Genomic DNA, 2299 nt, shown 5'->3' on the forward strand with positions numbered 1-2299 from the left:
AACACAAGAGCAACTAGAAGAAGAGATTGCTGATCATCGTGATGAGACAGATCGATTTATGAGAAATTCCGATGAATCTCCATTCGAAGAAAACAATAAGCAATATGATGGCCTCAATTACTATCCTCCAAAATTGGAGTACAAAGTTAAAGCCAGGTTTTCACTCGTAGAAAAGCAGGAAATTTATCAGCTCCAAACTAATGATGGAAAGGAAAAACAATACCTAACTTACGGCAGGGCCACGTTTGAGCTTAAAGAGCAAGAGCATAATTTACTAATTTTAGAAAATGTAGAGGAGAACGAGCTTTTCTTAGCGTTTGGAGATGAAACCAGCGCTATTGAAACATACGGAGCTGGCAGATACCTTGATGTAAAGCATAATGGTGGCAAATCAATCATTATTGATTTTAATAAAGCTTACAATCCCTTCTGTGCTTATAATGAGAGCTACAGTTGTCCACTTCCACCTAAGCAAAACCTACTCACAGTAGCCATTGAGGCTGGAGAGAAGAGTTATGAGTGATTTGATTATGTAGGACTACTTGTAAGATCAAACCTCCAGATGTAAGAAGTTAATTTCTTTATCTCTCATACATTGCTCTACAACAAACTAAATCATTAATTTTGCCCTCTTAATTTAGAATCTAACCGCATTTTATAAATGAAAATATCTTTAAACTGGCTTAAAGATTATATAGAGCTGGATCAACCAGTAGAAAAAATTTCTCAAACCCTTACAGATACCGGACTTGAAGTTGAAGGACTCGAAGAGTTTGGAAAAATAGAAGGAGGCCTCGAGGGCTTGGTAATAGGTGAAGTACTTACCTGTGAGAAACACCCTAATGCTGACAAACTAAGCATCACAACAGTAGACATTGGTACCGACAGTCCCTCTCCTATTGTTTGCGGGGCGCCAAATGTAGCCGCAGGCCAGAAGGTAATAGTTGCCACAGTCGGCACTACGCTTTACCCAAAAGGGCACGATTCATTTAAGATAAAAAAGGCAAAAATACGCGGAGAAGTATCTGAAGGTATGATCTGTGCAGAAGATGAAATAGGCTTAGGCGCGGGTCATGACGGTATTATGGTGCTTGAAACAAAGCTACCTAATGGCACTCCTGCGATCGAGTATTTTGATCTTGACGAAGACTATATTTTTGAAATTGGGCTTACACCAAACAGGGCTGATGCTACTTCTCATATAGGTACTGCCAGAGACCTAAAAGCAGTGTTCGGCAAAGATATCCAATGGCCTGCTGTTGATCAGTTTAAGGTCGATAACCACGACTTAACTATAGAAGTTGAAGTTGAGAATAGCGAAGCATGTCCTAGATATTCAGGTTTAAGTATCACAAACGCCAAAGTACAGGAATCACCAGAGTGGTTACAAAACAGACTACTCTCTCTCGGGTTGGCTCCAATCAATAATGTGGTAGATGTTACAAATTTTGTATTGCATGAAATGGGTCAGCCCTTGCATGCGTTTGATGCAGCACATATTGCCGACAACAAGGTGATTGTAAAAACCCTGGCCGAAGGCAGTACCTTTACTACGCTCGATGAGAAAGAAAGAAAGCTTCTGAGCACAGATTTGATGATCTGTAATGGCAAAAATGAAGGCATGTGTATTGCGGGAGTTTTTGGAGGCATCAGATCTGGAGTGACTGAAACAACAACAGATATATTTTTAGAAAGCGCTTATTTTTCAGCTGATTTTGTAAGAAAAACAGCACAGCATCATCAACTTAAAACCGATGCTTCTTTCAGGTATGAGCGTGGCACTGATCCTTACATTACGGTTTATGCGCTTAAAAGAGCTGCATTACTAATTAAAGAATTGACCGGTGGCAGCATCTCTTCTGAGATAGTAGATATATATCCTGCCAAAATTAAGCCTTTAGACGTAGCCGTTAAGTATAGAAATGTTGATAGACTCATCGGTAAGCAAATTGATGTTAACCGAATTCACGATATACTCACCGCGCTTGATATTAAAGTTAAGAATGAAAGCGAATCAGGTTTTACTGCTGAAATACCACCTTACAGAGTAGATGTTACGCGCGAGGCCGATGTAATTGAGGAGATTCTGAGAATTTACGGGTTCAACAATGTTGATCTACCTGATTTCGTGAAAAGTGACTTTTTGGCAAACTTCCCGGCTATTGACCCGGATAGTGTACAAAAATCAATTACTGAGCTGTTAGCCTCAAATGGTTTTTATGAGATCCTCACAAACTCCTTAACAAAACCGGATTATGCCGAGCAAGCAGAGAACCTAAACGAAGCTCATAGTGTACAA

2 protein-coding genes are annotated in these 2299 nt (G+C 39.8%); both read left to right on the forward strand.

Translation table 11 applies throughout. The features are described 5' to 3' along the window. The coding region (locus E1176_RS07485; protein WP_185152689.1) for a DUF1684 domain-containing protein at window positions 1-523 on the forward strand (523 nt) is incomplete at its 5' end. Window positions 524-661: 138 nt separating this feature from the next. Then, window positions 662-2299, forward strand: a 1638-nt coding sequence (gene pheT / locus E1176_RS07490; RefSeq protein WP_155209984.1) for a phenylalanine--tRNA ligase subunit beta, incomplete at its 3' end; no start/stop codon positions are given.

This window comes from Fulvivirga aurantia, from assembly GCF_009711475.1.
Lineage (GTDB): Bacteria > Bacteroidota > Bacteroidia > Cytophagales > Cyclobacteriaceae > Fulvivirga > Fulvivirga aurantia.